Source organism: Acidovorax sp. LjRoot204 (assembly GCF_056175785.1).
Genome location: NZ_JBGFFF010000213.1, coordinates 1 through 6,074, shown reverse-complemented (window position 1 = coordinate 6,074; position 6,074 = coordinate 1). Strand labels below are relative to the sequence as shown.

Genomic DNA, 6,074 nt, shown 5'->3' with positions numbered 1-6,074 from the left:
GCATAGAACATCACATAGATCGGCTGACCTGGAGTCAGTGCACCCGAGATGTCCTTGAGCCAACGCATCGATTCACCAGCACTGAACCAGTTCACCACAGTCGCAGGCAGCAAAATGATGGACGACGCGAAGATCGGAGGAATCACACCGGCCATGTTCAGCTTCAAGGGCAAGTGCGACGATTGACCGCCATACACCTTGTTGCCGACTTGTCGCCGTGCATAGTTCACCAGAATCTTGCGCTGACCACGCTCCACAAACACCACGAAGTAAGTCACCAGACCCACCACGATAACGATGAAGATGGCTGCCAGGATGCTCATCGCGCCAGTACGAACCAGCTCCAGAAGACCGCCGATCGAACTGGGCAACCCGGCGGCGATACCACCGAAGATCAGGATCGAAATCCCGTTGCCCAGACCACGTTCGGTGATCTGCTCACCCAACCACATCAGAAACATGGTTCCGGCCGTCAAACTGACCACCGCAGTGAGGCGGAAGCCAAAACCGGGGCTCAGAACCAAGCCAGCAGAGCTTTCGAGAGCCACGGCAATACCCAGAGACTGGAACAGGGCCAGGCCCAGGGTTCCGTAACGGGTGTATTGCGTGATCTTCCTGCGACCAGCTTCGCCTTCCTTCTTCAACTGCTCAAACGCGGGCAGCACGTAGGTCATCAGCTGCATGATGATCGATGCCGAGATGTAGGGCATGATCCCCAGTGCGAACACTGTGAARCGCGACAGCGCSCCRCCCGARAACATGTTGAACAGGYTCAGGATGCCGCCCTGCTGGCCACTGAACAGCTGCTGAAGTTGGGCTGGATCGATACCAGGCACAGGGATATGAGCCCCGATGCGGTATACGACCAGCGCCAGCAACAGAAAAACCAGACGACGACGCAGGTCGCCGAATTTTCCGGTCTTTGCAATTTGAGCCGCGCTAGTAGCCACAGATGCCTTCCTTCAGTGCCACACTCAGGCGACGCTGCCGCCAGCGGCTTCGATGGCTGCCTTGGCACCAGCCGTAGCACCCACGCCAGACAGCTTGACTGCCTTGCTCAGGGAACCGCTCTTGATGACCTTGACCACCTTGGCCAGCTCGCCCACCAGACCAGCTTGCTTCAGTGCCAGCACATCCACTTCGGCCAGGCCCAGTTGGTCCAGCGCCGTCAGCGTRACTTCKGCRTTGAACTTSAGCAGGTGCGACTTGAAGCCGCGCTTGGGCARGCGRCGYTGCAGCGGCATTTGACCGCCTTCGAAGCCSACCTTGTGGWAGCCRCCWGMGCGSGACTTYTGRCCCTTGTGACCRCGGCCWGCGGTCTTGCCSAKRCCGGAGCCGATACCRCGGCCKACGCGGCGCTTGGCRTGCTTGGCGCCRKCTGCSGGCTTGATGCYATTGAGTTCCATGATCTATCTCTCAGACGATTTTGACCAGGTAGCTGATCTTGTTAATCATGCCGCGAACTTCGGGCGAATCCTTCAATTCGCTGACGCTGTTCAGCTTGCGCAGACCCAGGCCACGGACGGTGGCGCGGTGCGATTCCTTGGTGCCGATCGGGCTGCGCACCAGTTGAATCTTGACGGTTTGTTGCGTTGTCATATTCAGGCTCCGGTTCAGGCGAAGATGTCTTCGACTGTCTTGCCGCGCTTGGCTGCAACGTTCGACGGAGTCGTCGAATTGACGAGCGCGTCAAAGGTAGCACGGACCATGTTGTAGGGGTTGGACGATCCGTGGCTCTTGGCCACGATGTCGGTCACACCCAGCACTTCAAAGACTGCGCGCATAGGACCGCCAGCGATGATACCGGTACCCTTGGGTGCGGGAGCCATCATCACCACCGCCGCGCCATGGTGGCCGGTCACGTTGTGATAGATGGTGCCGTTCTTCAGGGACACCTTGACCATGTTGCGRCGGGCTTCTTCCATCGCCTTYTGCACRGCAGCAGGCACTTCCTTGGACTTGCCCTTRCCCATGCCSACGCGGCCRTCRCCGTCGCCMACSACRGTSAGTGCKGCGAAACCGAGRATACGRCCACCCTTCACSACYTTGGTSACGCGGTTGAYCGCGATCATYTTYTCGCGCARACCGTCGTCACGACCTTCGTCTTGCACTTTGGGTTGAAATTTAGCCATTTTTTATTCCGCTCCGCTTAGAACTGCAGGCCGGCTTCACGGGCTGCGTCGGCCAAAGCCTTGACGCGACCGTGGTAGGCGAAGCCTGCGCGATCAAATGCAACCTTCTCGACACCTGCAGCTTTCGCCTTTTCAGCGATACGCTTGCCGATGATCTGGGCTGCAGCGGCATTGCCACCCTTGCCCGAACCGCCGAGCGACTTGCGCACGTCGGCTTCTGCCGTCGAAGCGCTTGCCAGCACCTTGCTGCCGTCGCCGGAGATCACACTGGCGTAGATATGGAGGTTSGTRCGGTTCACSGTCAGACGSGCCACGCCYTGCKKYGCRATGCGGATGCGGGTCTGGCGCGARCGRCGAAGACGCTGYKCTTTYTTGGTCAACATGTTGCAGCTCCTTAYTTCTTCTTGGTCTCTTTGATCRYGATCTTYTCGTCCGMRTARCGGATGCCCTTGCCCTTGTAGGGCTCGGGTGGACGAACAGCACGGATCTCAGCGGCGATCTGACCGACGCGTTGACGATCAGCACCCTTGATCACCACTTCAGTGGGGGTCGGGGTGGCAACCGTGATACCAGCGGGCATCTCGATGTTGACCGGGTGCGAATAGCCGACGGCCAGGTTCAGCTTGGAACCGGCTGCAGCAGCCTTGTAACCCACGCCTACCAAGCTCAGCTTCTTTTCGAAACCCTTGCTGACGCCGACCACCATGTTGTTGACCAACTGGCGAATCGTGCCGCTCATGGCATTGGCTTCGCGGGAATCATTGGCAGGCTCAAAGCTGAGCTTGCCTTCATTGCTGGACACCTTCACCAGCGCGTTTTGCGCCAGCGACAGGGTGCCGCCAGAACCCTTCACGGAGATCTGGTCACTCTTCACGGACACATCCACACCTGCGGGGATGGTCACGGGCATTTTTCCTACTCGGGACATTTCAGTTTCTCCTCAATGCCGCGGGTTAGGCCACGTAGCAGAGCACTTCGCCACCGACACCGGTAGCGCGCGCCTTGCGATCGGTCATCACGCCCTTGGGCGTTGTGACAATTGCCACACCCAGACCGTTCATGACTTGTGGAATGGAATCACGGCCTTTGTAGACACGCAGACCAGGGCGGCTGACGCGCTCGATGCGCTCRATSACYGGACGGCCWGCGTARTACTTCAGGGYAATKTCGAGTTCGGWCTTGCCAGCTTCGGTCTTGACCTGGAAGCCGTCGATATAACCTTCGTCCTTCAGCACCTGSGCGATSGCGATCTTCACTTTGGAAGATGGCACCAGAACCGTGGCCTTGGAGACCATCTGTGCATTACGGATGCGGGTCAGCAAGTCAGCGATGGGATCACTCATGCTCATGTTTAATCTCTCCTGCCTGCTTACCAGCTGGCCTTGGTGACACCKGGGATGTCGCCATTGAARGCCAGTTCGCGGATCTTGGCGCGAGCCAGACCGAATTGACGGAAGGTGCCACGTGGACGACCGGTGATTTCGCAACGGTTACGCTGACGTGTGGGGTTTGCGTTGCGCGGGAGTTTTTGCAGGCCCAGGCGGGCTGCATCACGCTCTTCGTCGCTGCGCTTGGCATCGCCAGCGATTGCCTTCAGTTCCGCATACTTGGTTGCGTACTTGGCTGCCAGTTTTTCGCGCTTCAGTTCGCGCTGGATCAAAGCTACTTTAGCCATGCTTCGCCTCAGTTCTTGAACGGGAAACGGAAACCAGCGAGAAGCGCCTTGGCTTCTTCGTCGGACTTGGCCGTCGTGGTGATGCTGATATTGAGACCGCGCAGGGCGTCAACCTTGTCGTACTCAATTTCAGGGAAGATGATCTGTTCTTTGACGCCGATGTTGTAGTTGCCACGGCCATCGAAGGCGCGACCGGAGATACCACGGAAGTCACGAACGCGGGGCAGCGCCACGGTCACGAAACGATCCAGGAACTCATACATCTGCACGCCACGCAGCGTGACCATACAGCCAATGGCCTGACCTTCGCGGATCTTGAAACCAGCGATAGCCTTCTTGGCCTTGGTCACCACAGGCTTCTGACCAGCAATCTTGGTCAGATCGGCCACAGCGTTGTCCATCACCTTCTTGTCCGAGACTGCTTCGCTCACGCCCATGTTCAGCGTGATCTTGGTCAGACGGGGAACCTGCATCGGCGAGGTGTAACCGAACTGCTTGGTCAGCTCGGGAGCGATCTTGTCGCGGTAAATTTCTTGGAGTCGTGCCATGTTTACCCCTTAGGCCGCCTTGATTTCAGCGCCGCTGGACTTGAACACGCGAACGCGCGTGCCGTCAGCCTGCACCTTGATGCCCACGCGATCAGCTTTGCCAGTAGCGGCATTGAAGATGGCCACGTTGGACTGGTGAATCGGCATGGCCTTTTCGATGATGCCGCCCGTCGTACCCTTCATAGGGTTTGGCTTGGCGTGCTTCTTGACCAGGTTGATACCGTCGATGACGAGGTGAGAGTCATCCTTGCGCAGCGACACAGTGCCACGCTTGCCCTTGTCACGGCCGGTCAGCACGATGACYTSGTCGCCYTTGCGAATCTTGTTCATGGCGCGTCCTTAGAGAACTTCRGGRGCCAGSGACACGATCTTCATGAACTTYTCGGTRCGCAGYTCRCGCGTCACSGGTCCRAAGATGCGGGTGCCRATSGGCTCCARCTTKGCRTTSAGCAACACKGCTGCGTTGCCRTCGAATTTGACGAGCGAACCGTCGSCGCGACGRATRCCCTTSGCSGTGCGRACCACCACTGCGCTGTARAYCTCGCCYTTTTTGACGCGRCCACGYGGAGCGGCTTCYTTGATGCTCACCTTGATGAYGTCGCCMACGCTKGCATARCGMCGCTTSGAGCCACCSAGCACCTTGATRCAMAGGACGGACTTSGCGCCGGTATTGTCGGCAACCTCTAACCGAGATTCTGTCTGGATCATTTCAATATTCCCAACTTGCACCAGAAGACGACAGCCCCAGAGAACTTCTCAAGGGCTGTAAATCAGCCAGTCAGTCTTGGGCCCGTCGTCCGCACCGCAAACCATTTGCAGCACTTCCCGCTGGGCAGAAACTTCACGTATGAAACGCGAAGCCCTCGATTATTGCAAAAGACTTTTAGGAAGTCAAGCGCGTGTTATGTGGGCACATGCAAATACTGTTGGGCCAGAGCCAGAAAGGCCTCCAGTTGCGGATCGGCGCCTAGCTCCTCGCGCAGGAGGCCTGCGACAACCGGCGCCAGCTCAATCGCCTTGCGGGCATCCAGGAACAGCAGACGCGAACGCCGCGCCAGCACATCTTCCACCGTACAGGCGTATTCGTAGCGGGCCGCAAAGCGCACCATTGCCTCCGTCAGACCGCCCCCGAGATCCGTCTGCGCTCCGGGCATTGCCCGCACCTCAGCCGCTTCCGTGCCGTAGGAGTGCAGTCCTTGGGCATCGCTGATGCGGTGCTGTACGGGCTCCCGAGGAGTTCCCACCAACGGCAGATGATTGGTCACCCCAGCTGGTTTTTCAGGCAACAGCCCCGTGGTGAAGCATTTTTGCAACACATCTTCGGCCATTGCCCGGTAGGTGGTCCATTTTCCACCCGTCACGGTGATCAGGCCACTGCGGCTGGCCAGCACGGTGTGCTCCCGGCTGATTTTCTTGGTGTTGTCGCCGTCGTCGTCCTGCGGCTTGACCAGCGGACGCAAGCCCACCCAGATGCTACGGATGTCCTCGACGCGGGGCGCGCGGGTCAGGTAGCGCGCGGATTCCTCCAGGATGAACCGCACTTCCTCCCGGAAGGGCTCAGGCTCGCGCACCACATCCTGGCGCGGGCTGTCGGTGGTGCCCAGAATAAGTTTGCCCAGCCAAGGCACCGCAAACAGCACGCGGCCATCGGCCGTCTTGGGCACCATCAGCGCGTGGTCGGACGGCAAGAACTCCCGGTCCACCACAATGTGCACCCCC

The 6,074-nt window shown here is 59.0% G+C and carries 12 protein-coding genes; all 12 read right to left on the bottom strand.

The features are described from left to right. Positions 1 to 950: preprotein translocase subunit SecY (gene secY / locus AC04MI_RS22780; RefSeq protein ID WP_476498780.1), on the bottom strand; the 950-nt coding region annotated here is incomplete at its 3' end. A 24-nt stretch (positions 951 to 974) separates the two neighbouring features. Then, complete coding sequence (gene rplO, locus AC04MI_RS22775) at positions 975 to 1,406, bottom strand: 50S ribosomal protein L15 (protein ID WP_476498779.1); 432 nt, start codon at positions 1,404 to 1,406, stop codon at positions 975 to 977. A gap of 10 nt (positions 1,407 to 1,416) precedes the next feature. Continuing rightward, positions 1,417 to 1,599, bottom strand: coding sequence for a 50S ribosomal protein L30 (gene rpmD / locus AC04MI_RS22770; RefSeq protein ID WP_005793644.1), 183 nt, complete (start codon positions 1,597 to 1,599; stop codon positions 1,417 to 1,419). 14 nt (positions 1,600 to 1,613) lie between these two features. Further along, a complete protein-coding gene (rpsE, locus tag AC04MI_RS22765) occupies positions 1,614 to 2,132 on the bottom strand; it encodes a 30S ribosomal protein S5 (protein ID WP_476498778.1) in 519 nt (172 codons plus the stop codon). A 17-nt stretch (positions 2,133 to 2,149) separates the two neighbouring features. Beyond that, entirely contained in the window at positions 2,150 to 2,515 is a 366-nt protein-coding gene (rplR, locus tag AC04MI_RS22760) for a 50S ribosomal protein L18 (protein WP_476498777.1), read from the bottom strand. A gap of 11 nt (positions 2,516 to 2,526) precedes the next feature. Next, positions 2,527 to 3,060 (bottom strand): 50S ribosomal protein L6, encoded by a 534-nt coding sequence (gene rplF, locus AC04MI_RS22755; RefSeq protein ID WP_476498776.1) that lies wholly within the window; start codon positions 3,058 to 3,060, stop codon positions 2,527 to 2,529. Between the two features lie 25 nt (positions 3,061 to 3,085). Further along, the gene (gene rpsH, locus AC04MI_RS22750; RefSeq protein WP_476498775.1) at positions 3,086 to 3,481 is read right to left on the bottom strand and encodes a 30S ribosomal protein S8; all 396 of its coding nucleotides are present in this window, start codon (positions 3,479 to 3,481) and stop codon (positions 3,086 to 3,088) included. Between the two features lie 20 nt (positions 3,482 to 3,501). Next, positions 3,502 to 3,807 carry a 30S ribosomal protein S14 gene (rpsN, locus tag AC04MI_RS22745; RefSeq protein ID WP_015016017.1) on the bottom strand — a complete coding sequence of 102 codons (306 nt, stop codon included), beginning with the start codon at positions 3,805 to 3,807 and terminating at the stop codon, positions 3,502 to 3,504. Positions 3,808 to 3,815: 8 nt separating this feature from the next. After that, positions 3,816 to 4,355 carry a 50S ribosomal protein L5 gene (gene rplE / locus AC04MI_RS22740; protein WP_005793632.1) on the bottom strand — a complete coding sequence of 180 codons (540 nt, stop codon included), beginning with the start codon at positions 4,353 to 4,355 and terminating at the stop codon, positions 3,816 to 3,818. A 9-nt stretch (positions 4,356 to 4,364) separates the two neighbouring features. Continuing rightward, positions 4,365 to 4,685: a 50S ribosomal protein L24 gene (gene rplX, locus AC04MI_RS22735; protein ID WP_476498774.1), complete on the bottom strand. Its 321-nt coding sequence runs from the start codon at positions 4,683 to 4,685 to the stop codon at positions 4,365 to 4,367. A gap of 9 nt (positions 4,686 to 4,694) precedes the next feature. Beyond that, complete coding sequence (gene rplN, locus AC04MI_RS22730; RefSeq protein WP_476498773.1) at positions 4,695 to 5,063, bottom strand: 50S ribosomal protein L14; 369 nt, start codon at positions 5,061 to 5,063, stop codon at positions 4,695 to 4,697. Between the two features lie 194 nt (positions 5,064 to 5,257). Continuing rightward, positions 5,258 to 6,074, bottom strand: an 817-nt coding sequence (locus AC04MI_RS22725; RefSeq protein ID WP_476498772.1) for a glycerol-3-phosphate dehydrogenase/oxidase, incomplete at its 5' end; no start/stop codon positions are given.